Here is a 25,044-nt window from a genome sequence, read left to right as displayed (position 1 = left end):
GGTCATTCTTTACGGAGTGGTTGGGCCGTGGCGGTGGCGACTTTAGGCTCGCACACATCTTTCGGCAGTTCTTTCGCGGCGGCGGCGGCCTGCATGCGCATGGCGTCCTGCTCCATCTGCGCGTTCATGCAGGTCGAGCCTTCGGCCACGCAGCGGTTCAGCACCAGGTCGTACAGGCCTTTGTCGACGCTGCCGAAGTGCATGATCGGATGCTTGATGGTCGGCTTGTCCAGGTCCAGGTAGCCGGCGCGGGTCAGCGTGCCGCCACCGGCGCGGGTTTTCGCGACCCAGGCGTCGAAGTCAGCCTGGCTGACGCCGTGGTACTTGAACTTCATGTCCGAGAAACCGGCGCCGCTGTAGTTCGACGAGAAGCCGTCGTACACGCCCACCTTGTTCATCACCGCGTTCAGCTGGGTCTCCATGCTGGGCATGGTGTAGACCATGCCGGCCAGCGCAGGGATGTAGAACGCGTTCATCACGGTCGACGAGGTCATGTGGAAACGCACCGGCACGTCGATCGGGGTCACCAGCTCGTTGACGGTGGCGATGCCCTGCTCCGGGTAGATGAACATCCACTTCCAGTCCATCGCCACGACCTGCACTTCCAACGGCTTGACGCCGACGGCCACAGGACGGTTCTCGTCGATGCGGCTCAGCGGACGGTATGGGTCCAGCAAGTGGGTGTAGATCCAGGTGATCAGGCCCAGCACGATGATGATCAGCAGCGGTGCGCCCCAGATCAGCAGTTCGAGCTTGGTCGAATGGTCCCAGTTCGGTTTGTATTCAGCGGAGGTGTTCGACTTCCTGTAGCGCCAGGCGAACAGGCAAATCAAAAACATGACGGGTACGATAATCAACAGCATCAGCAGCGTTGACACAACAACAAGGTGTGCCTGCTGGGCTGCGATATCACCGGACGGGTTCAGCACCACCGTGTTGCAGCCTGCTAGCCACAACAGCGGTGCGAGGAACAGTCCACGACGCGCGAGAGGAGGAATCATGAGGTAATCTACGTTACAGTATGTGGATGATGTGGTACTGTACCAATCACGGAATGTTCTTGCCATTGGACACTTTGTCCTAGGAGCCGGGACATATTCGTGATAAAAAAATCAACGTAAAGAGACAGAGATTATGGCCACTACGACTACACCAAATGGCGTGCATGTTGGCGCCCAAGAACCATCTCAGGCCGGTAATGATGCACGCAACATCAATGCACGGGACGACGATCACATTTCACCAGGCGAAATAGCGGTCGGCGTGGTGATAGGCCGCGCTTCCGAGTATTTCGATTTCTTTGTCTACGCGATTGCTTCCGTACTGGTGTTCCCTTCGCTGCTGTTCCCGTTCGACGGGCGGCTGGAAGGCACCTTGTACGCGTTCACCATCTTCTCTTTTGCCTTTATTGCAAGGCCTATCGGTACCGTGATATCAATGGCGATTCAGCGCCGCTACGGGCGTGAGGCCAAGCTCACCGGCGCGCTGCTGCTGCTGGGTTCGACCACCGCCGGCATTGCTTTCCTGCCATCCTACGCCGACACCGGTTTTTACTCCATCCTGATATTGTCGGTGTTGCGTATCGGCCAGGGCCTGGCGCTGGGCGGCTCGTGGGATGGCCTGCCGTCGCTGCTGGCGCTCAACGCCCCTGAAAACAAGCGCGGCTGGTACGCGATGCTGGGCCAGCTGGGCGCGCCCACCGGCTTCTTCATCGCCGCCGGCCTGTTCTGGTACCTGATCGGCAACCTGAGCGACCTGGACTTCATGGACTGGGGCTGGCGCTATCCGTTCTACGTGGCCTTCGCCATCAACGTGGTGGCGCTGTTCGCCCGCCTGCGCCTGACCTCGACCAGCGAGTACGCCAAGCTGCTGGAAGAGCGCGAACTGCAGCCGACCAGCGTGATCGAGATGGCCAGCTCGCAGGGCCGCAACCTGATCATCGGCGCCCTCGCCGCCCTGGCCAGCTATGCGCTGTTCCACCTGGTGACGGTGCTCCCGCTGTCGTGGATCACGATTTACTCGCCACGCTCGGTGACCGGCTTCCTCGGCACGCAGATGGTGGGCGTGGTGCTGATGGCTGTCGGCGTGGTAGCGTCCGGCGTGATCGCCGACCGCATCGGCCGCCGCCGTACGTTGGGCTCGCTGGCCATCCTGATCGCGGTGTTCAGCGGCTTCGTGCCGATGCTGCTCAACGGCGGCGAAGGCGCGCAGGATACCTTTATCATGCTGGGCTTCGCCCTGCTGGGTCTGTCGTACGGCCAGGCAGCAGGCGCGGTCACGGCCAACTTCCCGGCGCAATACCGCTACACCGGCGCGGCCTTCACGTCCGACCTGGCATGGCTGGTGGGCGCGGGGTTCGCGCCGCTGGTGGCACTGGGCGTGTCGTCGCAGTTCGGGTTGGCGTATGTGGGCTTGTACCTGCTGTCGGGCGCGGTCTGCTCGCTGGCGGCACTGAGCCTGAACCGCGCGCTCGACATCCGTAACTAACATACCCCGTCGTTCCCGCGAAAGCGGGAACCCATGCTGAGTCAGCTACGGCTGCGAAGTATGGATTCCCGCGTGCGCGGGAACGACGTGCGTGCTTCTCTGCTGTGGCAAAATAAGCAAACTTTCCCACACGGAGTATCGAATGAAAGTATGCATAGCAGGCGCCGGCGCCATCGGTGGTTTCATCGGTGCGCGCCTGGCCGCAGCCCGGTCCTGCGACTTGAGCGCGTACGCGCGCGGCGACACGCTCGCCGCCCTGCGGCAAGAAGGCTGGCGCCTCCAACAGGACGGCGTGCTGACCCAGGTCCCTGCCCGCGCCAGCAACGACGCAGCCGAACTGGGCCCGCAGGACGTGGTGATCATCGCCGTCAAGGGCCAGGCGCTGGCCGCCGTGGCCCTGCAGATCGCGCCGCTGATCGGCCCCGACACCCTCATCCTCCCCGCAATGAACGGCGTGCCCTGGTGGTTCGGCCAGGGCGTGCCCGCCATCGGCGACGAACCGCTGGCCAGCGTCGATCCCGGCGGCGTCATCGCGGCCGTGCTGCCCTACCGGCAAGTGCTGGGCTGCGTGGTCCACGCCAGCACCGCTGCGCCGTCGCCAGGCCTGGTCAGCCACAAGATGGGCAATGGCCTGATCATCGGCGAACCGGCCGGCGGCGACTCCGAACGCGCCCGGCAACTAGGCGCCCTGCTGCGCCTGGGCGGCTTCGACGTCAAGGTATCGGCCGATATCCGCTACGACATCTGGTACAAATTATGGGGAAACATGACCCTGAATCCAGTCTCGGCCATCACCGGCGCGACGGCGGACCGCATCCTGGACGATCAATTGGTGGCAGAGTTCTGCCGCGCCGCGATGCGCGAGGCGGCCATCATCGGCGAGCGCATCGACTGCCGCATCGCCGAAACGCCCGAGCAGCGCCACCTCGTCACGCGCAAGCTGGGCGCCTTCAAAAGCTCCATGCTGCAGGACGCCGAAGCCGGCCGCATGCTGGAACTGGACGCACTGGTGGGCGCCGTGCGCGAGATCGGCCAGCGGTTGCAGCTGCCCACCCCGCACATCGACGCCCTGCTGGGACTCACCCGGCTGTTCGGCCGCGTCCACGGCCTGTATCCCGAGGCCCCCCGCTAAACTACGGGCCTAGCGCTCGTCGCGATTACCCCGCTCATCGCGGCTGCCCGACTGCCGCTGGGCAGGATCGCTGTTTTCCTTGTTCTTCGTATCACGGCTGGTGTCCACGCTTTGCTGCTGACTGCCGCCACGCGTGCCGCTCTGCTGCGAGCCTGGCGTGCCCGATTGCTTAGCCTCTTCCGGTTTTTGACGCTGAGTCATGATGATCTCCTGTAGAAGTAGTTGTATGCCGGCATTACCGGTAAACCATCATCTTCCAGCCAGCCACAGCGCGGTATAGGAGCGCCGCTCAGGCCGATGTAAGACCAGACTGAGTTCCCAGCGAACATAGAGCGTTGCGCAAATGCCTCAATATTGCAAATGGGACCATATCCGTTTCTCCGGTGCTCACTCCGCATGACTCGCGCAGCCATGCGTTTGGCTTCCAAAGCCACTGCAAAATCGCCAGTCACTCCCCGGTTTCGCTCTAAGATCGGCTCATTGCAGTAATGACACCGTTTCTGAGAAAACCTCCTATGAAACCAGCATTGAACGTACACGCAGCACTGTCCGGTAAGCGCGTACTGATTACCGGCAGCACCGGTTTTCTCGCCAAGGTAGTGCTGGAAAAGCTCATCCGCAGCGTGCCCGACATCGGCCGCATCGTGCTGGTGATCCGCGGCGGCCGCGGCAAGACCAACGGCGACGCCCGCACCCGCTTTGAGCGCGACATCGCCACCTCCTCCATCTTCGACCGCCTGCGCGCCGAACGCCCGGCCTTCCTGGCCGAGTTCTTCGCCGAGCGCATCGAATGCGTGACCGGCGAAGTGACCGAGCCCTGCTTCGGCATGCCGCTGGCCGAGTTCAACGCACTGGCCCGCCGCATCGACCTGGTGATCAACGCAGCCGCCAGCGTCAACTTCCGGGAAGCGCTGGATGTGGCGTTGGCCATCAACGCCCTCAGCGTGCAGAACGTCGCCGAACTGGCGCGCGCCAACAACGCGCCGCTGGTGCAGGTATCCACCTGCTACGTCAACGGCTACAACCGGGGCGACATGCTGGAGCAAAACGTGACCCCGGCGCGCGCCGCCATCCCGCGCCACGCCGACGGCCATTATGATTTATACGGTTTACTCAAACACCTGCAGCACCGGGTGGCCGCAATCAAGGCCGACACCAGCGACGCCGAACAGCTGCCGCGTCGCCTGACGGAGCTGGGCATCGCCGAAGCCAACTACCACGGCTGGAACGACACCTACACCTTCACCAAGTGGATGGGCGAGCAGCTGGCGATGCAGGCCATGCGCGGCAAGACGCTGACCATCGTGCGCCCGTCCATCATCGAAAGCACCCTGCAGGAGCCGGCGCCCGGCTGGCTGGAAGGCGTGAAGGTGGCCGACGCCATCATCCTGGCCTACGCGCGCGGCAAGACCAGCTTCTTCCCGGCCAAGCCGAACGAGATCGTCGACATCGTGCCGGCCGACATGGTCGCCAACAGCATCGTGCTGGCGGCCGCCGAGGCGCTGGCCGCTCCCGGCGCCACGCGCATCTACCAAGCCTGCACCGGCTCCGCCAACCCGATCTCGGTGGGCCGCGTGATCGAACTGATCCAGACCGAATCGCAGCGCAACTGGCGCAACTACGAGCGGCTGTTCTACAACGAACCTAAGCACGGCTTCCGCGTCGTCAGCCGTCCGGCATTCCTGTTGATGCTGCGGGCCATGAGCCTGGGCGCGACAGCATGGAGCGGCGTGCGCCGCCTGCTGGGCGCGGGCGAATCGCCCAAGCTCGAAGCACTGCGTACCACGCAGCTGCTGGCGTTGACGTTCTCGTTCTACACCGCGCCGCGCTACGTGTTCCATAACAAATCGCTGATGGCGCTGGCGCAGCGCTTCGGCAGCGAAGACCGGGCGCGCTACATGGTCGACCCGACCGTCATCGACTGGCCGGAATACCTGTGCCGCATCCACATGTCTGGCTTGAACCGCTATGCCCTGCGGCCGCGCTCACCCAAATCCGTGGAGGCGGTGGCGGCAGCGGCGCCGGTTCCAGAACAGGAAGCGGAAGCACGGCCAGTAAAAATATAAGCGAAATATAAGCGGACATCGGCAAAGATCCGGTGCCGCATGAGGAGACAGCATCAAATGAGCAAACCAACCGCAGCACCGGCGGCAATGACGCGTCGCGACTATGCGTGGCATCGCATGGACACAGACAAGAACCTGATGGTCATCAACAGTATCCTGCTGTTCGAGGGCGCGGTTGACATGGAGCGGCTGATCTCCACCATCGGCCTGCGCCTGCCCAACTACCCGCGCTTCACGCAGAAGGTGGTGCAGCGGCGCGGCCGTCCGCACTGGGTGGAGGACGACCAGTTCAACATCGCCCAGCACATCAAGCTGGAACAGATGTCGCAGGAAGTCAGCCGCGAAGAGCTGCAAGGCCACATGACCCGCATCGCCCACCTGCCGCTGGAACGCGAGCGGCCGATGTGGCACATGACGGTGCTGGACCGCGTCAACGGCGGACACGCCATCGTATTCCGCGTCCACCACTGCATCACCGACGGCCTGGGGCTGGTACACGTGCTCAATCACCTGACCGACGACAACGGCGTGCATGGCCGCACGCCCTCGCCGGTCGGCCATCCGCACCGCGCAACGGTGGCGCACAACGCCGTGTGCTCGGCGGTGGCGCGCGGCGTGTCGTGGTTGAAGATCGCCTTCCACGTGGCGCGCCTGTCGGTGCTGTGGCCCGATGCGCCCAGCCAGTTTAAGGCGCCGATGACCGGCACCAAGCAGCTGGTGTGGTTGCCGCCGCTGGAGATGGACCGCGTGCGCGCCATGTCCAAGCGCATGGGCGTGACGTTGAATGATGTGTGGGTGGCGGCCGTCTCCGGCGCGCTGCGCCAATATCTCGGCGAACGCGGACAGCGTCCCGATGGCCGCGCGCTGCGCGCTGCCGTCACCTTCAACCTGCGCGAGAAAGCCAATGCCTTCCAGCTGGGGAATGAGTTTGGCCTGGTAGCGGTGGACCTGCCGACCAATATGGACGATCCATGCGTACGCCTGCGCCAGTCCAGCGAACGCATGACAGCTATCAAACGCTCGCACCAACCGCGCGCCACGATGGCCTTCTTGTCGATCGCCGGCTGCCTGCCAACGGCCTTGCAGCACTTTGCGCTGAACCTGTTCACGTCCAAAGGCTCGGTGGTGCTGACCAATATCGAAGGCCCCGGCAGCCGCCGCTACCTGGCCGGTTCGCGCATGACGGATCTGATCTGCTGGGTGCCGCAGGCCGGCAAGCTGGGTGTTGGCCTGGCGTTCATTTCGTATGCGGGACAGATCCAGCTCGCGCTGTTCGTGGACACCGACTTGGTCCCCGACCCGGAGCGCCTGATGACGCTGACCTACGACGCCTTCGAGGAGCTGGAGCTCGCCACCCGCACCGCGCCGTTCGAAACTCCCGATGAAGCAGCCGAAAGTGAACTGACAGGAACCCCGTTAGCCCCGGCACGCTGATCAAAACGGCTTCCGTCGGTCCGGTAAGCCGCGCCTCAAAGATTCCAACTGTGGGCTTCAGCCGCCGAAATAACGATCGGCGGCTACCGCCCCGTTACGGACCTTCGCAGTTCCGCCCTCTTACTAAGCACTTTGTTATACCTAAAATGTAACATATTCGCTACAGAAACTCGTGACGGTTCAATCGAAGAAACATCCGGTCAGGGGTGTATGCCGACGCACACTATCGTGTTCGGCGCTCCAGGCTCACAATAGGATTTCTTGGGATCGTAGGTGGACGTCTTTATGTTGTTGAACTTGTAGGGACCGTACCAGCCCTTGCCCTTGCTCTTGACCATATCAATCATGCCTTTGATGAAAGAATTGCCATCGACATCCTTAATGATGAGCAAATTCTTGCCTACCATCTTGGGATTTGCCCCTTGTGCCAAACAGTTCCCGTCGAAGTCATATACAAATACATAAAGATCGCGGTCCTTGAATGCGCCGCCGGGATGTTCGGTGAATACCTTGTAGGCTTTCTCCGGCCCGGCGGATTTGATCAAGGCAACGGCCTGCTTGACCATGGCTTCGCCTTCCGGCGCACTGGCTTGCTCATTCTCCGCCAGGGCGCTTGCACATACAATAAATTGAACTGCGGTCAGCAGCGCAATAGACTTCCTATTCTTACTCATGTTGCCCCCTGAGAAAGGTTTGCGCCGTTGTCAATGGCGAGACTGTGCCTGATTATGCTCTTATTTCAGACTCGCACAAGAGTCTCCCTCGTAGCCGTTAAACGAACACGCAGCATCGACGCACAGGCTGAATGTCGCGATTCAGCCCAATTTATGCCCTTCATTTTGTTCGAGCTTAGCCCGTTGGAAGAGATGTATGGCTACCCGCGCCCGCTTGCGCCAGACGGTCTCGGAACAGCCAGATCGTCTTGGCGTCGGGGATGCTGCTACTCTCGGTCAGATCCAGAAATAACGGGCTGTCGGTAGTTATCCAGATGTCTATCAAAGATTTACTTGATGCAGATCAAAGCGATCCATCATGCACAGGCCAGCAATGCCAATCCTGCGGGATTCTTTTTGTGGAGGTGGGAGCCACTGAAGAGAATGAGACAATCTTATCGAAAATACTGGTGTGCTCCCCTTGCTCAGCTCAGGCAGAATTCGCCCCGAAGCGGTCGATGGGTAATGTCGTGCAGATTTGCAGCGTAGCTAAAATGAGCTCTGTCACGCATACTGGCCTTAACTTGCCGCATTGCTTGACGATGATTCTGATGTAAATCAAAAAGCGACTTGGTGTTACTTGGTCAATCCAGCCACTAGAAGCGAAGGCGGTTTTAACTCCCTATATTTTCTCTCAATCAAATCACAAGCCAGATGTATGGCAGCCTCATCAGATTGAACTTCCTTAAAAGCAAACTCAAATGCATACATAACAAATCTTTTCATTTGGTGGTATTGCACTAACTCTAGCAATCTGATTAGTTTCTTTTTTGCAAATTCATCAGTGTATTTTTCTTGATTTTTATAAATTGCAATATTTGAGGAAGATAAAAAATTATCTGGAACTTCTATGGCAAACTCTTTTCCTGTGATAATATCAATTCCGTGACTAGTGTCGCATAAAACATTTCCAGGAAGAAAAACCAATGCGGAAAAAATGTCGAATACATTAATGTAAGCTTTGCATATCGCCCCTTCGTTCTTTATGACAATAGAGTGCGTAATCGAATAAAGCGGGGCTTTAATTTTGAATTTGCTTTCACACAAAAAGATATATTCAGTTGACTTTCTGTCGACTATTTTTTTGAATTTTTGACCAAAATTTAGACCGTTTCCCGCAGCATAAGTGCATGCAAATATATTCAATGCAGGAAGAATTTTTGAATAGTCGAATTCAAATTTTGTTGCTATTTCTGGAGAAAATATATCTGTACTATTGATATCGACTAGCTTTAAATTGTCTTCCCATGATTGAAATTTTTCTATTAACTTTTTATTTTTTCTCTTGCTCGGAGAATAAAGAAAAGTATTTTCACCAAATTTCAATTTAAATGGCTCAGCGATTTCCAATTGGACTCCGCCAGGAGATTTTACGACCTTGATTCCATCTTTGGTAACGTACTCCTTTGCAAGTGGCGCCCCACGCTGTCTTACTGGATTTATGTCAAGCAATAAACATCCGAAGAGGTCGCAAAAAGGCTTTTCAATAGAATTTCCGATTGTGGAATTAGAGTCTTTTGACAAAATTCCTCTGTAGCCTTTATGACCACCTATAGAATTTGGAAATACATGCGCAAGAGAATCCTTGTTTTTGTCGCTTGCCAACTTATCTTGCACAATGATTTCGCCGCTATAAATACATCTTTTCATCAAACAACCATTTTCGTAGAAGTCATCGCGTATTATCCTATGTCTCGTCGGTCCGCTGGTGGCCGAACTGGCAACTACGCGCCGTCTATTACTTGGTTGCGATATGCCGTCCAGCTTTCAAGTCCTGCGGCCGAGGCTGATGCTTTTTCCAAAAACACACCCTCGCTACAATCAAGAGCCTGCCAACGTTCCGACAGACACATGGCCACGATTATGGGGATTACATGATTGGAGGCGCGCACGTGCATCATGAATCCATTATTCTGTTCGTCTGCTCCTATGTTGAATTCCACAGAACCATAGTCAGACTCGAAGATACCCCAGGCACTGTCAGTCCAATCGACAGCAAGAAAAAATCGACTTATCACAGTCCGAACCTCCGCGCTGCTTCCAAGAACTGAACACTACTCGTCGTCTGGAATTTCGGCGATGGATGCATACTCCTTGCTGAAGCGCTGGACAGTTATGTCCCAACTCATAACTATTCCCTTTCTCACACTCTTTGACCGGCTGGTTTTGGCCGATTCCAGCCATCAATATTTTTTTAATAGCGATTATTTTAGCAAATTCGGCTTAACGCACAAAAGAAGTAGCCATAACGTAAAAATGCAAAATATAATTGCAATTTCCTTTGGTGGGAACTGCGTTCGACTGGCATTAATTAAAATAAAACTAACTACTAGCGGAAATAGTAAAAATAAAAAAGTTAGGCGCCTAAAATTCAATCTTGTGAAAGTTTTTGACCACCCTAAAGAAAACATAATAAAGCCCGCTGCTACTAGAATTCCGTTTCCTACAACGAAGCCGATAATTTCCCAAGTTGGCGTAGATGGTTCTCCCTGAGGAAATGCGGCGGCAAGTAATGAAAGTGGCAAGGAAAGAATAACAAAACCGAAACCCACAAATCCGCTCAACAATCGCGTACTATTTGTGAGAAAAATTAGAATTTTTTTCATTTTTATTCCTATGATTCGTCAATCGAGCGGTTGCTTCTGACCGATCTCGGCCGAAAATTATCAAAATGTAACGCTATATTAGCGAGGCTTATTAACGCGGACACGGACTAAATTCTGTAGAACCTTGACGTCGTAGGTTGCAAAATCAAATGGCTGTGCCATATCGTGCGCTGGCATCTGAGTATCAGACTGATTTCGGTATAGAAGCCATTTCCGTGACAAAACAATCGGACCTTTATTTCCATTCCATTTTTCTACAACATAATTGGCACAAGTGGTGTACGTATTAAGGATCAGTTTGCCGCCTGACTTTGCGCTTCCCTTGAATACACGATCGATCCTGAAGGTTGACTTTTCTCCCTGAAGCTCAATTTCCATTTCTATCTTTTTTACTTTCCTAACATCAAGGAGAGTAACGAGCATGACCGAATCAACGCTCTCAAATCGTTCACGGACACGTTCTTCTGTCTTTGCATAATCTTGAGATGCTGCCGGCCCACACGCAAGCGCTGGAACAGCGCTCCCAGCCATAACGATAGCTATAAAATTGCGGAAGATTCGATTCATGGTAACCAGGCGTTGGTGGATGCAATCTTAGGCAAAGCTGATGCAGCGATGAAGACCGCTTTTGGCCGGTGGCAGCCAGGCAGATTTTCCACCGGCGGTACGGGGACCTATTTCGTCGCTCAATCGCGGAATTCACACACTGCAGAGGAACAGTGATATTCTAGGATTTCGGCTTTGAAAGGAACAGGGAAGGTTTCGTCCTTGCCGTTGATTGAAAATATCAACTGATCCGACTTCTGTTTAACCGTAATGTTGATCGCTTGGCCCAAAGCAGATTTGTGACCCACCAAGATCAGGTTATGATGGCGTGGCGCCTGCTTGTTATCCAGGTAGTAGAAGGTTGCTCTGAAGTCGGGGCCCATATCCGAGATCCGTAGGAACTGCATGCACGCCGATGCTTCGGAAGATGACTGCTTGAGGCAGACACCAATTACCGGCGACCATTTTATAACCGCATGCTCTTCTATCATGCGCATCTTAAAGCTCAATTCATCGGAAAACTCCTGGCTAACTTCTCGCATAAATCCACCTTCCACATTCATGCTGATCCTTGTGTCGTTAAGCTTCAGAGGCTCAGACACGATAGGCGAACCCACTTGAGAAGATTTCGCTACGGGTGCGCTTTCCTCTATGCGAACATCAGGCGCAGTCACACAGGCGGATAGGACACTGGAAAGCAGAATAAGGATTACAAATTTTAAGGTACGCATTTTCTCTAAATAATTCGAATTGAATGCAAGTAGTTCAATGTCCGCTGATGGCCGAATGGCGACGGTCGATTGTCGTCCGAAGCGGCCCGTCATTGAATGACAAATTGCGATGCCTTTCTAACAGCTAATGTCTTGCCTTATTGTCTCCCATCCGTAATATCAGCACATAGTAACGGTGCGGAGATCGTCAGGCTTCCAAGCACCTCCCGCATCCCGAGCGATAAAGAAGTGCTCAGTCACACCGCAGTTTAGGTTGGCATTTTTTGGGATAACACCACTCGTACTTCGGAATTCAAAACGGTCGCCGCTCAACGCAAGCTGGCGCACCCTGAGGTAGCCCCCTGGCGGCAATTCAAAGTTGTCTTTGTTTGGGAGTTCGTTAATTGATATCGTTTTGCGTAAGTGTTTTATAGCATTCTGAGCGGGTATGGGTAGGTTATCGTCGATCACGATAATGGACTGGTTTGAATGGTCAACTGCCGCTAGAGAAACCCGGGCGGCAGCAATCCAGTCGTCGTCACTCAACGTCGCGGGCGGATTGGCGTTCGCAGCCGCAGCCCAGATAGCGCTAATAAACATCAAGACCTGCACAGATTTTTGCATATCAATCTCTCCACTAACTCGGCCACAGGGGTTCAGGATAGCAGCTTGCTAATCAAAAAAACTCACAAATTCTCATTTCATGCTGAAGCCGCCCATAAACGTCCATAGCGTGCTCCCGAAACCGGCAGGTCGATGTTACATTAGCTCATCCGCTTGGATAATCCCAGTTAACAGGGCAGGGTTGCGTTTCGCGGCCTTCCATCTCGATAAGCTTCGTTAGTGCTATATCTTGCCGACAGTCCGTGACATCAATGCAAACGGTCCAATCAATACCGGTTCGCTCTTTAACAAGGGTCAATTGTGACTTGCAATAAAAGGCAAACGCCTTCTTCAAATCGGATACGTAAATGCCTACGTGGTAGCCGGCAATAAAATGCTCTAGCCCGAGTCTGGCCACATCGCTTTGCTGGTTTTTTGAAAAATATGTCGCCAGCGTTTTTATTGGAAGAATAATATTTGTTGGGCAGATATCGACGTAATCCTTACCATCAGCACCTTTATACTTGTAAGGTGTAAATGAAACAAAATACGTGCCGCTCCCCATCTCCAATCCGCCATACACATAATAGAAGCAGAGCGCCTGCCTTAAACGCGTGCCATCCAAATTTTCAATGCTTCCTGTATCCTTATAAAAGTCTACACGAACACTTTTTTTCCTATCGATGACGCAACGTGAATGTACTAACTCAAACGCCATCGTCTACACTCCAGATTTCTGAAAATCACTCATAATTTAGCTCTTTAGCTTCGTTAAATGTATCTGCTAGAAATCAGGAAAATAAAAGACGACTTTTCCGGCGACAAAAAATCACTAATAAAACTTCATCACATTCGTCGGTTACGCGAAAGTCTGAAACTGGCCGTTAGCTGAATCGTCGGACGAGCTTGGCGCATGTTGACTCCGCCTGCTCCCTGGCCCAAATTTCAGCAGCGTCAATTTCAGGCTGAAGCCGGTCCAGCGCGCCCCTGTCCCAGTGCTGTCGAGCAGTCCCCAAGGGGAAATCGTCCGTTTCTGAAGCAATCGCGACGAACACTCTAAAATCTGCATCGTCATCCTTTACCGAGGCTTCATGTCGAAGGGCATCGAGTTTTCTTGCGCCGAGAAGGTAACTAAGTTCGCCGTTTTGCATTGCCTTTGCGGTTTTTACGACTTGGTCGCGAACCGATTGGACGTATTCCTCATGACTAATTTTCTCGCGCATAGCATGTACCGTTCATTCAGTCGCTAGTGTCATCTGCCGGTCGTTTAGCGTCGCTGATCTTTTTCAAAACCCGCAAAATATTTTCGAATGCCGTCAACATGTTCGATTCGTATATCGCGGCCATTCGATTCCATTGTCACGACTCGGCACGCGTCAGGAATACCGCGCTGGTTAGCGTAATCAAACGCCACGCTCCATCCCGATTGCCCACTTTTTCGACCATATTTCGCTCCAATGGCCGTTGGCAACAAGGTGTTACGTCGCCCCTTTAAAAGCTCTTTTCGGGCAGAGGTCCACTCAATGCTCTCGTAATCGAGTGCATGCTTAACGCCTGACTCGGGCAGGTCTGTATAACCGTTCGCCGCGACAAAGACTTCGGCAAGCTTTACGGCGGTCTCCATGGTTACAATTTCGGAGGCATTCACATGAAGACATGCCAACAGAACGACCAGACTCACAACCAAATTCCGCATTTTAAAGTCCTCAATATCGCTCAACGGCTACTCTTGGCCGGTAGCCGATGCGTCTCAATTCATGTTTTTAAAAAAGCGAGAACAAAAACAGGCCAACCATCACTGCAAAGGCGGCAAAGCTCACGATACGCCAGCGCGAATACCTTTCAGTGAGAGGCGACTTGACCGTCATTTTTGGAATACCCGTTGTTATGGCAGGCTCATGTCCGCTAGTGGTTACACATTCAGCCAAGTGGTAGGCGTTTCATTGCCAACACAGCTTGCCCTGCTGAAACGTAAGCTGTAAGTCTACTCAGAAGGATCGGCGGAAGCTCATCCGCCTCCGCAACTGCAAAATTAATCTGCTCATAAAATCGGACTAAGTGATTGTATGGCAAACAGTAGGCATGACCGTCATTAAGATGAGGCACGCAATGAGATAGCAGAACGCTGCCGACGCCTTGCTGCTGGAAATCGGGATGCACATGCATACCTCGTAGAACTTTAAATGCCCCCTCATTACATAGGCGAACCTCGCCAATCAGGCGGCCTTCCTTTCGAGCTATGACTGTTACGTCGTCAGCGGAGACCCCGCCACCGTACCCAACAATTTTGTACAACTGCACGACCTCGGCAAGCTCATCGCCCTGTGCCACGGTAACTGAAATATCTGTCATTTTGAAAATACGGTTAAATCGGCACTTGCAGAACTATACAGTGACTCCCAAGAAAGATATTCACGCATTCTCACTATGCACACTGCAACCATAGATGTCGTCATACCTCTGTCATATTCGACAAGTACATTCAGCTACCAACTTTAGACTGGAGCTGAATGGCATGAATACGGTCGTCCAACCCGTGCGGGTCAGCCCCGCAGACAGCAAGAACACCCCCATCACCGCCCTCATCTTCTTCGTGCTGCTGGTCGCTGGCCTGCTGTTCAGCGGCTACAGCCTGCGCTCCGACGTCACCGAAGCCGGTCCGGTCGCCACCAGCTGGCTGCCTTACATGCTGCTTGGCCTGGCCCTGCTGATCGCCCTTGCCTTCGAATTCGTCAACGGCTTCCACGACACCGCCAACGCCGTTGCCACCGTCATCTACACCAACTCGATGCCGGCCAACGCCGCTGTCGTCTGGTCCGGCTGCTTCAACTTCCTCGGCGTGCTGACCTCCAGCGGCGCCGTCGCCTTCGGCATCATCTCGCTGCTGCCGGTGGAGCTGATACTGCAGGTAGGCTCCGGCTCCGGCTTCGCCATGGTGTTCGCGCTGCTGATCGCCGCCATCGTCTGGAACCTCGGCACCTGGGCGCTTGGCCTGCCGGCGTCGTCCTCGCACACCATGATCGGCTCCATTCTCGGCGTCGGCATCGCCAATGCGCTGATGCATGGCCGTGACGGCACCAGCGGCGTCGATTGGGCGCAGGCGGCCAAGGTTGGCTACTCGCTGCTGCTGTCGCCGATGGTCGGCTTCTTCTGCGCCGCCTTGCTGCTGCTGGCACTGCGCGCCTTCGTCAAGAGCCGCGAACTGTATGAGGCGCCGGTCGGCAACACGCCGCCGCCCTGGTACATCCGCGGCCTGCTGATCTTGACCTGCACCGGCGTCTCCTTCGCCCACGGCTCCAACGATGGCCAAAAAGGCATGGGCCTGATCATGCTGATCCTGGTCGGCACCGTGCCGATGGCTTATGCGCTGAATCGCGCGCTGCCGGTCGACCATGTGACGCAGTTCGTCGCCGTAGCCCAGGTCACGCAGCAGTCGCTGCAAAAATATGCGCCGCCTAGCGCTCCGGCGCTGGCCGAGCCGCGCCCCGTGCTGACGACCTACATCCGCGACAAGCAGTTGACTCCAGCCGTGGTGCCAGCGCTGGCCACACTGGTCGGCGATATCGGCCAGGCGGTCAAGCAGCATGGTTCGCTAGCCAAGGTGCCGGCTGAAACCGTGGGCAACGTCCGCAACGATATGTACCTGGCGGCGGAAGCGATGCGCGTCATGGACAAGACCAAGGCCCTGCCCTTCGATGCCGACACCACCGCCAATCTGAAGGCCTTCAAGCAGCAACTGGACGACGCCACCAAGTTCATTCCGCTATGGGTCAAGGTGGCGGTGGCGATCGCGCTGGGACTGGGCACGATGGTGGGCTGGAAGCGCATCGTCGTGACCGTCGGCGAGAAGATCGGCAAATCGCACCTGACCTACGCGCAAGGCGCGTCGGCCGAACTGGTAGCGATGCTGACCATCGGCGCGGCCGATATGTACGGCCTGCCGGTTTCGACCACGCACGTGCTGTCGTCCGGCGTGGCCGGTACGATGGCCGCCAACCGCTCCGGCCTGCAATGGTCCACCGTCCGCAACTTGGCCATGGCCTGGGTGCTGACGCTGCCGGCCGCGATCCTGTTATCGGGTTCGCTGTTCTGGCTGTTCTCCCACATTTTCTGAACCAAGGAATCAGCATGCGATTGAACGAAACCGATTTGATGGAACGCGTGCAGCGCGAACTGACCGACAGCTATGACGAAGAACTGGAGATGGAACTGGAAGACCGCGAGATCGACCCGGTCACGCGCGAGGTGGTGGTGAGCGAACGTAGCGAAGCGGCCAAGGAAGCCCGCCGCCAGTACTTCCGCGAACTGTTCCGTCTGCAGGCGGAGCTGGTCAAGCTGCAGGATTGGGTGGTCCACACCGGCCACAAGGTGGTGATCCTGTTCGAAGGCCGCGACGCCGCCGGCAAGGGTGGCGTTATCAAGCGCATCGTGCAGCGCCTGAATCCGCGCGTGTGCCGCGTAGCCGCGCTGCCGGCGCCGAACAATCGCGAACGCACGCAGTGGTACTTCCAGCGCTACACCTCGCACCTGCCGGCCGCCGGCGAGATCGTGCTGTTCGACCGCAGCTGGTACAACCGCGCCGGCGTCGAACGCGTGATGGGCTTTTGCACCGACGAGCAGTACGAAGAGTTCTTCCAGACCGTGCCGGAGTTCGAGCGCATGCTGGCGCGTTCGGGCATCCAGTTGATCAAATACTGGTTCTCGATTTCGGACGAGGAGCAGAACGCCCGCTTCCTGGGCCGCATCCACGATCCGCTCAAACAATGGAAACTGAGCCCGATGGACCTGGAGTCGCGCCGCCGCTGGGAGGAGTACACCAAGGCCAAGGAGATCATGCTGGAGCGCACCCACATCCCGGAGGCGCCGTGGTGGGTGGTGCAAGGCGTGGACAAGAAGAAGGCGCGGCTGAACTGCATCCATCACCTGCTGCAGCAGATGCCTTATGTGGAAGTCGAGCATCCATCGATCCAGCTGCCGGAGCGCGAGTACCACGAGGACTATGTGCGCCGTCCGGTGCCGGCCGAGATCATCGTGCCTGAGGTGTACTGAGCGGCGTCGGTGTGCTAAAGTTAGTCGATCGGCTATGTTAGGAGATCGGCATGCAACTCGGCGCATTTTCCATCAGCCTGGCGGTCAAGGACTTGGCCGCCTCGCGGGCTTTCTATGAAAAGCTGGGCTTCAAGAAGTTCGGCGGCGACGCTACGCAGAACTGGCTGATCCTCAAGAACGGCGACCATCTCATCGGCCTGTTCCAGGGCATGTTCGAAAAAAATATGCTGACCTTCAATCCCGGCTGGGACCAGAACGCCAAGCCGCTGGACGGCTTCACCGACGTGCGCGAGATCCAGCGCCAGTTGAAGGCACAGGGCATCAGCCTCGCTGCCCAGGCGGACGAGAACACCACCGGTCCGGCCAGCATCATCCTCACCGACCCGGACGGCAATCCCGTCTTGATCGACCAACATTTATAACATGGCCGCGAGCCGCCTCGATCATCTCACCGTTACCGCGCCAACGCTGGACATCGGCGCGGCCTTCGTAACGAGCGCGCTCGGCGTCGTGCCTCAGCCGGGCGGCGAACATCCGCGCATGGGCACGCACAACCTGCTTGTGAGGTTGGGCGACACGCAGTTCCTGGAAATCATCGCCCCGAATCCCGCCGCGCCCTCCCCTGGACGACCGCGCTGGTTCGGACTCGACAAGCTGCAACCGGTATCGCCGGCATCGCTCACCACCTGGGTCGTCAGCACCGACGACATCGGCTCGGCCGTGGCCGCGAGCTCCGAAGATCTGGGGCAGATAGAGCCCATGTCGCGCGGACAGCGCAGCTGGCTGATCACCATACCGACAGATGGTTCCATTGCGCTGGGCGGGGCGGCGCCCGCATTGATTGAATGGGATGACCATCCGCACCCCGCCGCAGGCTTGGCCGACCAGGGTTTGTCGCTATCCAGGCTGGAGATTTTTCACCCCGATCCGCAGCGGATCGCCGCACTGCTGACTTCCCTCGCGCTGACAGATGTGGTTGAATGCCGGCATGGCGACCAGCCGCGACTGGTCGCCCACATCAACACGCCGCATGGCATGAAAGAACTTTCGCTATGACCCTGAAACGCGTCACACCTGTCCTGAGAAGCTGCAACGAAGCGCAAACGCGTGAGTTCTATATCGACTTCCTGGGCTTCAAGGTCGACTGGGAACATCGCTTTGAGCCCGGCACGCCCCTGTACATGCAAGTCTCCAAAGGCGACTGCGCCCTGCACCTGACCGAGCATTTCGGCGATTGCACTCCTGGCGGTGCGATCCGCATCGCCACCGATGGCCTGGATGAATTCCATGCCGAACTTATCGCCAAGCAGTTCAAGTATGCCCGCCCCGGCGTCGAGGACATGCCCTGGGGCAGCCGCGAAATGTCGATCCGGGACCCGTCCGGCAACCGTCTGACCTTCGTCGCCACAGACGGCGATGAATAAGCTGGCGCTTCCGCTATTGATCGGGTGTCTTGCATCAGTCGCGGCGCACGCCGCGGATGCGGAAGGAAAGTCGCGGACGACCGAGGCCGCACTGAGTTCATCCGGCGGACAGCTGGCCCGGCTCACATTTGACAAAGGGCTGCGAGAATTCGGCTTTGAGACCATACGTGACAACACCAGCTCCCGCAACGCGCAGCTCTCCGTAGCAATTGCCGGCGCCGCGAAAAAAGACTTCATCGAAGCAGGCATCGAGGAATCCAGGCGCGCCTTGATCGAATGCCAGAAGGAGACGTCTACCCTGCTGGTCATGCCATCGTTGCGCAGCGATAGCCAGCAAGCCCACTGCTATCGATTTTAATCACCACCTACAGGAAGGCAAGGCACATGGCCTGGCTCATCATCAAATATCTATTGACGTCCGCCGTCGTGGTCGGCGTCTCCGAGTTCGCCAAGCGCAGCGACCGGATCGGCGGACTGATCGCGGCGCTGCCGCTGGTCACGCTACTTGCGCTGATCTGGCTGTACGTTGAAAAACAGCCCGAGCAGAAAATCGCTAATCACGCGTGGTACACCTTCTGGTATGTGGTGCCGACGCTGCCGATGTTCCTGGCGTTTCCGGCGCTGTTGCCACGGATCGGCTTCTGGCCGACCCTGCTGGCCTGCATCGTCATCACGATAGTCTGCTTCGGGCTGTTCGCGCTGCTGGTGCGTCGATTTGGTATCGACTTGCTGTAGCGCTTAGAAGCGGTGGCGCAGTCCGACGGCGAATTGGCGATTGCCGATACCCGGTTCCTCGCTGTTACCTTCCGTATAGCCGCCGCCGTTGTGGTTGCGTATCATCGCGTACGAGGTGTAGATGTCGGTACGGCGGGAGAACGCGTACATATAGGCTAGCGCATATTGCTGCGCATCCTGGTTCCGTATAGTGCGGTCATTCTTGCGGATATAGGTCGCCACAACAGTGCTGAAGCCAAACGGCGCCGATACGCCTAGCAGCATATCCGTACTGTCGGTGGAAGCGACCGGCGCCGGGCCTCCGAAATTGATCGCCGAACTATTGAGCGGCGCGCTGTTCAAGCCTTGGTCGACTCCATAACCAAAAAATACTTTGGCCGGACCGAAATCGTAATTCGCACCCAACAGCGTGTTGCGCGCCGTGCTGGTGTTCTTGAGCGTCACCGTGTCGTTGTTCTTGTTGTGGTAGGCCAGGCGCACATTCAAGGGACCATTGCTGTAGCCGAAAGAGCCGCCCAATGCCCGGCTGGCGCTCTGGTCGCCGGCTACCTCGCCTGCCACATACATGGCGTCGGCGCTGAAACCGTTGATACTCGGCGTGCGATACAACACCGAGTTACCGGCGCGGAAGCCGGTCGACGCCATCAGGTTGTTGGAGCGCGCGATGCCGTTGCGCAGAGGGTCGACGATGGTGTTGAGTGTCGTGAACAGCGGCGTATCCTGCAAGCCGATCGACACCGCACCGTACTTGCTGCCAAGGCCGACGATACTGGTGCGGCCGAACAGCGTGTTGTTCTGCGTGGAGCCGCCCGTATCGGCGTGAATCCCGCCTTCGATCACGAAGAAGGCGTTCATTCCGCCGCCCAGGTCTTCGCTGCCACGGAAGCCCCAGCGGCTTTGGGTCGCCATGCCGCTGGTGGCGCGGGTGGAGGTGCCGGCGATGCCGCCGCGATCCTGCGAGATGCCCATGTCCATCACACCATAGAAAGTCACGTTGCTCTGCGCGAAAACGGCGCCGTTGCAAGTGGTAAGGACGAGCGCACCCAGCGCATATATGCATTTTTTCATTTTGGTCTCCAGGGATAAAAGGTCGTACGGCTTATGCGGCGGTGCGTGGTTCCGGGTCGGGAATCGCTTCGATCTTGCCGAGTACGAAAACAAACGAGATGATGCCAACCAGCAGAATGACGCCGGCAACCATGAACGCGTTGGTGAAGGAGTTGGTGGCGCCGACGATCATGCCGGTAACGATCGGTGCTGCCGCGCCCATCAGGTTGTTGGCGAAGTTCATGATGCCGCCGATGGTGCCGGCGCCACCCTTGGGTGCGATCAGCGATGGCAAGGACCAGCCCACCGGTGCCGCCGAAGCCAGGCCGCCCAGCGCGATCGAGATCCAGAAAATCGCCCAGACCGGATCGGTGGTCTGCGTGGCGCCGAACACAGCCAGGCCCAGCACCATGCCGCATACCAGCACGCCTTTGCGCACCAGCGATTCGTCCTTGCCCCGCGAGACCAGGTGATCGATCAGCCAGCCGCCAACGAACAGGTCGGCCACCGTCGCCACCAGCCACGGGATCGCGGCAAAGCCTGCCGACTTCAGAATACTCATGTGCATGGTCTGCACCAGGTAGCCAGGCAACCAGGTCAGGAACAGGTAGAACGAGTAGCCATACGCCGCGAAGCCGATGGTCAACCCCCATATCTTGGATTTGGTCAGCAGATAGCCCAGCATGTTCAGCGCGCCGGCTTCGGACGGACCTTCTGGCGAGGCGCCACCGTCCTGGATGTAGCGCAGCTCTTCCTTGCTCAACTTGGGATCGGCGCTAGGGTCGCGGTACAGCACATAGAACGCGATGAAGTAACTGAAGCTGAGTGCAGCGGTCAAGCCGAAGCCCCAACGCCAGCCGAAGGTGACGATGGTCAGCGCCAGCAGCGGCACGCCGATCACGTTGGAGAATTTGGCGGCGGCGTCGAAGATCGCCGTGGCCATGCCGCGTTCATTGCGCGGGAACCAGTAGCCGGTGGCCTTGGCGCTGACCGGGAAAGCCGGCGCCTCGGCGATACCCAGCAGGATGCGCGCCGCGAAGATGCCGGCGAAGCCGCTCGAAAAAGCCGTGATGGTTGCGGCCAGGCCCCACAGGAACGCGCCCCAGCGGCCGACGCGGGTAGGACCGAAGCGGTCCATCACCATGCCGACCGGAATCTGCAGCAGCGAGTACGACCAGGCGAAGGCGCTGAACAGCAGGCCCAGCTCGACCGGCGTCAGGTTGAACAGCTCCTTGATCTGTGGCGCAGCCACGGACAGGCCGATACGGTCGATGTAGTTGATCAGTACGCCTACGCCCAGCAGCGCGCCTATGCCCCAGCGCCGCTTGGGAATTTTTGTTGTCATTGATGTTTTCATGGTATCTCCAGAGTGGTTATCGATTGCCCGCTATTGCTGCGGCTTTGGGTACTGCAAAATAAGGCTGACCAGCTGCTCGGGCGGCAAGGTCAGGTCCAGGCGCAGGCCGGCTTCATCGGCCTGCAATGGTTCGAGGTCACGCAACTGGCTGTCGAGCAGACTAGGCGGCATGTAATGGCCGGCGCGGGCGCGCATCCGGCCTTCGATGACGGCGCGTTCGCCGCTCAGGTGGGCAAAGCGCAGGTCCGGGTCGGCCTGCCGCAACAGATCGCGGTAGCGGCGCTTGAGCGACGAGCACGACAACACCAGCCCCTCGCCGCGCTGCTTCGCTTCGCGGATTTTTCCCTGCAAGGTCAGCAGCCAACCGGCGCGGTCGTCGTCATTGAGCGGAATGCCGGCCGACATCTTGGCGACGTTTTCCGCCGGATGGAAACTATCGCCCTCCAGGAACGGCAGTCCCAGTTCAGCGGCCAGGCGCGAACCGATTTCGCTCTTTCCGCAGCCACTGACACCCATGACGACCCACCGGGTAACCACACCACCGCTCATATTCCCTCCGTTTGATAGCGCTAACATGTTTGTAGTGTAGCGATTCGTGAGTCGTTGTAAAGAATATTTCGTGCTGCAACGCAGCAAATGTGGTGCCGCTTAAACGCTGGGAGATAAGCTGGCCGCTTCCACGTCGAAGTCATTGAAAATCTTTGCGCTGTGTGGTAGCGCTATCAGAGATGCGGGTTTTAACGGCGCCCGAAGCGCCGCTAATGATCCTCTTAGTAAGCCGTTTGCGTGTAGGGTCGAGCGATGCGCTCCTTGCCCCACTCGGCGTTCGGCTTGCTGGACATGGTGAATACCAGCTCGCCGCCCGCAGTGATCTGCTCATGCCGCAGGAAGCTTTGCGTCAACGGTTTGCCGTTCAGCGTGACGCCAGCGACGTATGCATTCTCCGCGCTCAGGCCCACGCTGCGAATGGTGAAGACCTTCCCGTTCGGCAGGTTCATCACCGCCTTGTCCAGGAACGGCCGGCCGATCACGTACTCGTTGCTGCCCGGCGCCACCGGATAGAAACCCAGCGCCGTAAAGGTCAGCCATGCCGACATCTGTCCCAGATCGTCATTGCCCGACAAGCCGGCCGGCGTCGTGTTGTACTGCGACGCCACCACCTGCGTCAGCCGCTTCTGCGTCTTCCACGGTGCGCCGGCGTAGTTGTACAGATACGCCACATGATGCGAAGGCTCGTTGCCATGCGCGTAGTGGCCGATCAGGCCGGAGATGTCCTCCATGTGGGCGTAAACCTTCTCGTCCACCTTGGCGTCGAACATCATGTCTATCTTGTTCTGCAAAGCGGCATCGCCACCAAGCATCTTGATCAGACCCGCGTTATCGTGCGGCATATACCAGGAATACTGCCACGCGCTGCCTTCGGTGTAGTCGCTGCCGAAGTTGGACAGCACCGGATCGAACGGTTCGCGGAAGCTGCCATCGGACTTCTTCGCGCGCAGGAAGCCGGTCTTGGTGTCGAAGGAATTGCGATAGTTCTGCGCCCGCTTGTAGTAGCGCGCAGCGATATCCTTCTTGCCCATCTTCTCCGCCATGCGAGCGATGGTCCAGTCGTCGAAGGCATATTCCACCGTCTTCGACGCGGCTTCCGGCTCCAGGTCAATCGGCACATAGCCGAGCTTCATGTAATGCTGAAGGCCGCCGTATGGGCCGTATTCCGCGCTGCTGGTCATCGCCTTCAGCGCCTCTTCGGCATCGAAGCCCTTCAGGCCTTTCATGTAGGCGTCGGCGATCACCGGCACGGCGTGATAACCGATCATGCACCAGGTCTCAAGCCCGTGGAACTGCCACACCGGCAGGATGCCATACGGGCTGGCCTTCTGCGATTCGATCAGCGAGCGCACGAAATCCGCGTTGCGCTGCTCCGGCTGGATCAGCGTCAGCAAGGGATGCAGCGCGCGATAGGTATCCCACAGCGAGAAGGTGGAATGGAAGCGGAAGCCCTGCGCCTGGTGCACCTCGTTGTCCGGTCCACGATAGCGGCCATCGCGGTCCATGAACAGGCTGGGCGCCAGCATGCTGTGATACAGCGCCGTGTAAACCATCTTGCGCATATCGGGCGCCGCTTCGATCGCCACCGCGCCCAGCGCCTCGTTCCAGGCGGCGGAGGCCTTGGCGCGTTCAGCGTCGAAGTCCCAACCCGGCATCTCGCCCAGGTTGGCAATCGCGCCCTCCTCGCTCACCGCAGATATCGCCACCTTCACTTCCAGCTGCCCGTCCGCCGTCACGCCGAAGTCCAGCGCGCCGACCAGCGCCTTGCCCTCGACCACGGCCTTGTCTCCCGGACCGCTGCCGGGACCGGCGAAGCCCTTGTACTCGATGTCCGCCTCCATGTTACGCAAGGCGCGCGACGTCAGCGGATGCGAGAACGCGATGGCGAAGTATAGCTGGCGGCCAGCTGCCCAGCCGCGCGTCTCGCGCATGCCGGTGATGAGCGTGTTGTCGCGCACGCGCAGGCGCGACCACAGGTTCTTGGCCTTGTAGTCGTAGATGCTGCTGCGCAGATCCAGGATCACCTTGGCCTCCGCTCCTTTGGCATAACGGTAGCGATGCAGACCCACACGTTCGCTGGCGGTCAGCTCGACATCGACATCGCTGTCCATCAGTTTGACGGCGTAGTAGCCCGGCTCCGCATGTTCATCCTGATGCTTGAAGCGCGAGCGGTAGCCGCTGAAAGGACGCTCCGGGTAGCCCGGTTCCAGCTTGGTCTCGCCGCTGTAAGGCATCAGCAGCAAGTCGCCCAGATCGGAATGGCCGGTGCCGGAGAAGTGCGTATGCGAGAAGCCCAGTATGCTGTCGTCCTCGTAGCGGTAGCCGGCGGCCCAGGGATAGCTTTGGCGGAACGGCCGCACTTGCGTATCGGGGCTCAGCTGGATCATGCCGAACGGCCGCGCCGCGCCGGGGAAGGTATGGCCGTCGCCACCGGTGCCGATAAACACATCGACGGCAGCGGCAGGACTGGACGGTTCCGCGGCGATGGCGGGAAGGACCAACGCCAGCGCGAGTGCGCCGGCAGGTATCAGTTTAGTGGCGTGCATTCGGCTTCCTGAGGTAGGGACGATCTAACTTTATAGCGCT

At 57.7% G+C, this 25,044-nt stretch carries 27 protein-coding genes; 11 read left to right on the top strand and 16 right to left on the bottom strand.

Annotated features, from left to right (window positions below; all coding sequences use genetic code 11):
* Nucleotides 1-2 precede the first annotated feature (2 nt).
* Complete coding sequence (gene cyoA / locus ACEN9O_RS23225; protein WP_495614165.1) at nt 3-1,001, bottom strand: ubiquinol oxidase subunit II; 999 nt, start codon at nt 999-1,001, stop codon at nt 3-5.
* A 133-nt stretch (nt 1,002-1,134) separates the two neighbouring features.
* On the opposite strand from cyoA, the gene ACEN9O_RS23220 reads away from it, so the two are divergent.
* Both ACEN9O_RS23220 and ACEN9O_RS23215 read left to right on the top strand, forming a co-directional pair.
* Nucleotides 1,135-2,487: an MFS transporter gene (locus ACEN9O_RS23220; RefSeq protein ID WP_495614164.1), complete on the top strand. Its 1,353-nt coding sequence runs from the start codon at nt 1,135-1,137 to the stop codon at nt 2,485-2,487.
* A 142-nt stretch (nt 2,488-2,629) separates the two neighbouring features.
* Entirely contained in the window at nt 2,630-3,619 is a 990-nt protein-coding gene (locus ACEN9O_RS23215) for a 2-dehydropantoate 2-reductase (protein ID WP_495614163.1), read from the top strand.
* A 9-nt stretch (nt 3,620-3,628) separates the two neighbouring features.
* Here the strand turns inward: ACEN9O_RS23215 and ACEN9O_RS23210 are convergent, their stop codons facing one another.
* A complete protein-coding gene (locus ACEN9O_RS23210; protein ID WP_495614162.1) occupies nt 3,629-3,820 on the bottom strand; it encodes a hypothetical protein in 192 nt (63 codons plus the stop codon).
* A gap of 314 nt (nt 3,821-4,134) precedes the next feature.
* Here ACEN9O_RS23210 and ACEN9O_RS23205 point away from each other — a divergent pair, with 314 nt between their 5' ends.
* Both ACEN9O_RS23205 and ACEN9O_RS23200 read left to right on the top strand, forming a co-directional pair.
* Entirely contained in the window at nt 4,135-5,685 is a 1,551-nt protein-coding gene (locus ACEN9O_RS23205; protein ID WP_495614161.1) for an SDR family oxidoreductase, read from the top strand.
* A 57-nt stretch (nt 5,686-5,742) separates the two neighbouring features.
* Nucleotides 5,743-7,119 carry a wax ester/triacylglycerol synthase family O-acyltransferase gene (locus ACEN9O_RS23200; protein WP_495614160.1) on the top strand — a complete coding sequence of 459 codons (1,377 nt, stop codon included), beginning with the start codon at nt 5,743-5,745 and terminating at the stop codon, nt 7,117-7,119.
* 200 nt (nt 7,120-7,319) lie between these two features.
* Here the strand turns inward: ACEN9O_RS23200 and ACEN9O_RS23195 are convergent, their stop codons facing one another.
* From ACEN9O_RS23195 to ACEN9O_RS23150, 10 genes are all read right to left on the bottom strand, one after another.
* Complete coding sequence (locus tag ACEN9O_RS23195; protein ID WP_495614159.1) at nt 7,320-7,793, bottom strand: cache domain-containing protein; 474 nt, start codon at nt 7,791-7,793, stop codon at nt 7,320-7,322.
* A gap of 615 nt (nt 7,794-8,408) precedes the next feature.
* Nucleotides 8,409-9,449, bottom strand: coding sequence for a hypothetical protein (locus ACEN9O_RS23190; protein ID WP_495614158.1), 1,041 nt, complete (start codon nt 9,447-9,449; stop codon nt 8,409-8,411).
* A 587-nt stretch (nt 9,450-10,036) separates the two neighbouring features.
* On the bottom strand, nt 10,037-10,438 hold the full coding sequence (locus ACEN9O_RS23185) for a hypothetical protein (RefSeq protein ID WP_495614157.1): 402 nt from the start codon (nt 10,436-10,438) through the stop codon (nt 10,037-10,039).
* A 78-nt stretch (nt 10,439-10,516) separates the two neighbouring features.
* Nucleotides 10,517-11,005 carry a hypothetical protein gene (locus ACEN9O_RS23180; RefSeq protein WP_495614156.1) on the bottom strand — a complete coding sequence of 163 codons (489 nt, stop codon included), beginning with the start codon at nt 11,003-11,005 and terminating at the stop codon, nt 10,517-10,519.
* 119 nt (nt 11,006-11,124) lie between these two features.
* Nucleotides 11,125-11,715, bottom strand: a complete 591-nt coding sequence (locus ACEN9O_RS23175) for a hypothetical protein (RefSeq protein ID WP_495614155.1) — start codon at nt 11,713-11,715, stop codon at nt 11,125-11,127.
* A gap of 159 nt (nt 11,716-11,874) precedes the next feature.
* Complete coding sequence (locus tag ACEN9O_RS23170) at nt 11,875-12,318, bottom strand: hypothetical protein (protein ID WP_495614154.1); 444 nt, start codon at nt 12,316-12,318, stop codon at nt 11,875-11,877.
* A gap of 145 nt (nt 12,319-12,463) precedes the next feature.
* A complete protein-coding gene (locus ACEN9O_RS23165; RefSeq protein ID WP_495614153.1) occupies nt 12,464-13,015 on the bottom strand; it encodes a VOC family protein in 552 nt (183 codons plus the stop codon).
* A gap of 166 nt (nt 13,016-13,181) precedes the next feature.
* Nucleotides 13,182-13,520: a DUF2489 domain-containing protein gene (locus ACEN9O_RS23160; RefSeq protein ID WP_495614152.1), complete on the bottom strand. Its 339-nt coding sequence runs from the start codon at nt 13,518-13,520 to the stop codon at nt 13,182-13,184.
* Between the two features lie 44 nt (nt 13,521-13,564).
* On the bottom strand, nt 13,565-14,017 hold the full coding sequence (locus ACEN9O_RS23155) for a hypothetical protein (protein WP_495614151.1): 453 nt from the start codon (nt 14,015-14,017) through the stop codon (nt 13,565-13,567).
* 200 nt (nt 14,018-14,217) lie between these two features.
* On the bottom strand, nt 14,218-14,649 hold the full coding sequence (locus ACEN9O_RS23150; protein WP_495614150.1) for a GNAT family N-acetyltransferase: 432 nt from the start codon (nt 14,647-14,649) through the stop codon (nt 14,218-14,220).
* A 163-nt stretch (nt 14,650-14,812) separates the two neighbouring features.
* Here ACEN9O_RS23150 and ACEN9O_RS23145 point away from each other — a divergent pair, with 163 nt between their 5' ends.
* From ACEN9O_RS23145 to ACEN9O_RS23115, 7 genes are read left to right on the top strand one after another with little or no spacing between them, the layout of a single operon-like run.
* The gene (locus ACEN9O_RS23145; protein WP_495614149.1) at nt 14,813-16,411 is read left to right on the top strand and encodes an inorganic phosphate transporter; all 1,599 of its coding nucleotides are present in this window, start codon (nt 14,813-14,815) and stop codon (nt 16,409-16,411) included.
* Nucleotides 16,412-16,425: 14 nt separating this feature from the next.
* The gene (ppk2, locus tag ACEN9O_RS23140) at nt 16,426-17,346 is read left to right on the top strand and encodes a polyphosphate kinase 2 (RefSeq protein ID WP_495614148.1); all 921 of its coding nucleotides are present in this window, start codon (nt 16,426-16,428) and stop codon (nt 17,344-17,346) included.
* A gap of 50 nt (nt 17,347-17,396) precedes the next feature.
* On the top strand, nt 17,397-17,768 hold the full coding sequence (locus ACEN9O_RS23135) for a VOC family protein (RefSeq protein ID WP_495614147.1): 372 nt from the start codon (nt 17,397-17,399) through the stop codon (nt 17,766-17,768).
* Nucleotide 17,769: 1 nt separating this feature from the next.
* Complete coding sequence (locus ACEN9O_RS23130; protein WP_495614146.1) at nt 17,770-18,402, top strand: VOC family protein; 633 nt, start codon at nt 17,770-17,772, stop codon at nt 18,400-18,402.
* Entirely contained in the window at nt 18,399-18,770 is a 372-nt protein-coding gene (locus tag ACEN9O_RS23125; RefSeq protein WP_495614145.1) for a glyoxalase superfamily protein, read from the top strand. The genes ACEN9O_RS23130 and ACEN9O_RS23125 overlap by 4 nt, the downstream gene beginning before the upstream one ends.
* Complete coding sequence (locus tag ACEN9O_RS23120) at nt 18,763-19,128, top strand: hypothetical protein (protein ID WP_495614144.1); 366 nt, start codon at nt 18,763-18,765, stop codon at nt 19,126-19,128. The genes ACEN9O_RS23125 and ACEN9O_RS23120 overlap by 8 nt, the downstream gene beginning before the upstream one ends.
* A gap of 26 nt (nt 19,129-19,154) precedes the next feature.
* Nucleotides 19,155-19,505 (top strand): DUF3147 family protein, encoded by a 351-nt coding sequence (locus ACEN9O_RS23115; RefSeq protein ID WP_332851816.1) that lies wholly within the window; start codon nt 19,155-19,157, stop codon nt 19,503-19,505.
* Nucleotides 19,506-19,508: 3 nt separating this feature from the next.
* Here ACEN9O_RS23115 and ACEN9O_RS23110 read toward each other — a convergent pair whose 3' ends face one another.
* From ACEN9O_RS23110 to ACEN9O_RS23095, 4 genes are all read right to left on the bottom strand, one after another.
* A complete protein-coding gene (locus ACEN9O_RS23110) occupies nt 19,509-20,573 on the bottom strand; it encodes a porin (protein WP_495614143.1) in 1,065 nt (354 codons plus the stop codon).
* Between the two features lie 31 nt (nt 20,574-20,604).
* Nucleotides 20,605-21,909: an MFS transporter gene (locus ACEN9O_RS23105; protein WP_495614142.1), complete on the bottom strand. Its 1,305-nt coding sequence runs from the start codon at nt 21,907-21,909 to the stop codon at nt 20,605-20,607.
* A 30-nt stretch (nt 21,910-21,939) separates the two neighbouring features.
* Nucleotides 21,940-22,425 (bottom strand): gluconokinase, encoded by a 486-nt coding sequence (locus ACEN9O_RS23100; protein WP_495618525.1) that lies wholly within the window; start codon nt 22,423-22,425, stop codon nt 21,940-21,942.
* A gap of 254 nt (nt 22,426-22,679) precedes the next feature.
* Complete coding sequence (locus tag ACEN9O_RS23095; RefSeq protein ID WP_495614141.1) at nt 22,680-25,004, bottom strand: GH92 family glycosyl hydrolase; 2,325 nt, start codon at nt 25,002-25,004, stop codon at nt 22,680-22,682.
* Nucleotides 25,005-25,044 lie beyond the last annotated feature (40 nt).

It is taken from the genome of Duganella sp. Dugasp78, from assembly GCF_059491455.1.
This window is presented reverse-complemented; position numbering and strand designations above follow the sequence as displayed.

Coding starts and splice junctions, on each gene's coding strand:
- ACEN9O_RS23215 (WP_495614163.1), top strand. CDS start 2,630: ATGAAAGTATGCATAGCAGGCGCCGGCGCCATCGGTGGTTTCATCGGT.
- ACEN9O_RS23135 (WP_495614147.1), top strand. CDS start 17,397: ATGCAACTCGGCGCATTTTCCATCAGCCTGGCGGTCAAGGACTTGGCC.
- ACEN9O_RS23125 (WP_495614145.1), top strand. CDS start 18,399: ATGACCCTGAAACGCGTCACACCTGTCCTGAGAAGCTGCAACGAAGCG.
- ACEN9O_RS23180 (WP_495614156.1), bottom strand. CDS start 11,005: ATGAATCGAATCTTCCGCAATTTTATAGCTATCGTTATGGCTGGGAGC.
- ACEN9O_RS23170 (WP_495614154.1), bottom strand. CDS start 12,318: ATGCAAAAATCTGTGCAGGTCTTGATGTTTATTAGCGCTATCTGGGCT.
- ACEN9O_RS23220 (WP_495614164.1), top strand. CDS start 1,135: ATGGCCACTACGACTACACCAAATGGCGTGCATGTTGGCGCCCAAGAA.
- ACEN9O_RS23145 (WP_495614149.1), top strand. CDS start 14,813: ATGAATACGGTCGTCCAACCCGTGCGGGTCAGCCCCGCAGACAGCAAG.
- ACEN9O_RS23115 (WP_332851816.1), top strand. CDS start 19,155: ATGGCCTGGCTCATCATCAAATATCTATTGACGTCCGCCGTCGTGGTC.
- ACEN9O_RS23200 (WP_495614160.1), top strand. CDS start 5,743: ATGAGCAAACCAACCGCAGCACCGGCGGCAATGACGCGTCGCGACTAT.
- ACEN9O_RS23100 (WP_495618525.1), bottom strand. CDS start 22,425: ATGGGTGTCAGTGGCTGCGGAAAGAGCGAAATCGGTTCGCGCCTGGCC.
- ACEN9O_RS23110 (WP_495614143.1), bottom strand. CDS start 20,573: ATGAAAAAATGCATATATGCGCTGGGTGCGCTCGTCCTTACCACTTGC.
- ACEN9O_RS23130 (WP_495614146.1), top strand. CDS start 17,770: ATGGCCGCGAGCCGCCTCGATCATCTCACCGTTACCGCGCCAACGCTG.
- ACEN9O_RS23205 (WP_495614161.1), top strand. CDS start 4,135: ATGAAACCAGCATTGAACGTACACGCAGCACTGTCCGGTAAGCGCGTA.
- ACEN9O_RS23210 (WP_495614162.1), bottom strand. CDS start 3,820: ATGACTCAGCGTCAAAAACCGGAAGAGGCTAAGCAATCGGGCACGCCA.
- ACEN9O_RS23165 (WP_495614153.1), bottom strand. CDS start 13,015: ATGGCGTTTGAGTTAGTACATTCACGTTGCGTCATCGATAGGAAAAAA.
- ACEN9O_RS23105 (WP_495614142.1), bottom strand. CDS start 21,909: ATGAAAACATCAATGACAACAAAAATTCCCAAGCGGCGCTGGGGCATA.
- ACEN9O_RS23120 (WP_495614144.1), top strand. CDS start 18,763: ATGAATAAGCTGGCGCTTCCGCTATTGATCGGGTGTCTTGCATCAGTC.
- ACEN9O_RS23160 (WP_495614152.1), bottom strand. CDS start 13,520: ATGCGCGAGAAAATTAGTCATGAGGAATACGTCCAATCGGTTCGCGAC.
- cyoA (WP_495614165.1), bottom strand. CDS start 1,001: ATGATTCCTCCTCTCGCGCGTCGTGGACTGTTCCTCGCACCGCTGTTG.
- ppk2 (WP_495614148.1), top strand. CDS start 16,426: ATGCGATTGAACGAAACCGATTTGATGGAACGCGTGCAGCGCGAACTG.
- ACEN9O_RS23195 (WP_495614159.1), bottom strand. CDS start 7,793: ATGAGTAAGAATAGGAAGTCTATTGCGCTGCTGACCGCAGTTCAATTT.
- ACEN9O_RS23095 (WP_495614141.1), bottom strand. CDS start 25,004: ATGCACGCCACTAAACTGATACCTGCCGGCGCACTCGCGCTGGCGTTG.
- ACEN9O_RS23185 (WP_495614157.1), bottom strand. CDS start 10,438: ATGAAAAAAATTCTAATTTTTCTCACAAATAGTACGCGATTGTTGAGC.
- ACEN9O_RS23150 (WP_495614150.1), bottom strand. CDS start 14,649: ATGACAGATATTTCAGTTACCGTGGCACAGGGCGATGAGCTTGCCGAG.
- ACEN9O_RS23175 (WP_495614155.1), bottom strand. CDS start 11,715: ATGCGTACCTTAAAATTTGTAATCCTTATTCTGCTTTCCAGTGTCCTA.